This window comes from Pseudomonas sp. CHM02 (assembly GCF_000612585.1).
In the GTDB taxonomy this organism is placed as follows: domain Bacteria; phylum Pseudomonadota; class Gammaproteobacteria; order Pseudomonadales; family Pseudomonadaceae; genus Aquipseudomonas.
Genome location: NZ_JFCA01000113.1, coordinates 1 through 786 on the forward strand (window position 1 = coordinate 1; position 786 = coordinate 786).

The window sequence follows — 786 nt, forward strand, 5'->3', positions numbered from 1 at the left end:
AAAAACAAAGGCTTGCAGCGATGCAGGCCTTTTGTTTGTCTGCAATACGTAACAAGCGACGTAACAAGAACGCAATACCTCGCGTCATCATCACCAGCAGGGATATGGCTATGTCGTGGATTGACACCGCGTTGAGCTTTATGGATCAAGGCCGCGTTGGGCTCCTTGGGGGTATCGTTGTCGCGTTTGTTGCGTACTTGTTGGCTCGCAAAAGGACCAGCTTGGGCTATGTCTACCTCGGCGAGCATCTATTGGGCAGTGCGTCGGATGCGCTGCCTTCGGGAATAGTCGTTCAATACAACGGCATCAGCATTCCTCGTCTAACCAAATCCATTCTGATTTTCTGGAACAGCGGCGAGAATACCGTCAATGGTGAAGATATCGTTGCTAAGGATCCGCTCCGCTTCCATGTCGGAGACGACGGTCAAATCCTATCCGCCGTGATACTGAAATCGAGTCGGGCGGTAAACGACTTCTCAATCTTTAGGTCGCCAGAATTCAGAGTTAATGAGTTGGCGTTCACTTTCAACTTCCTCGATGCAAAAGACGGGGTTGTGGTCGAAATTCTGCATACCAGTACTGATCGAAAACCTAGCGTTACGGGCACCCTGAAAGGTCTTCCGCATGGTTTTCGAAATTTTGGTCAATTCACACGCCCTAAACCCCAAAAGAAAAAGAGAAGCGGACCGCTCTCAGTCCTTACGGCTGTTATGTTTTCCCCGCTTGCTTTCGCCTGCTTAGGTTTCCTGTTCGCGGTCTATGGCCCTCCCCCGCCTGGAGTAAGTG

Annotated in this window: 1 protein-coding gene; it reads left to right on the forward strand. The window is 50.6% G+C overall.

Annotated features, from left to right (window positions below):
- Positions 1-110: 110 nt before the first annotated feature.
- Positions 111-786, forward strand: a 676-nt coding sequence (locus BM70_RS0130955) for a hypothetical protein (RefSeq protein WP_218187312.1), incomplete at its 3' end; no start/stop codon positions are given.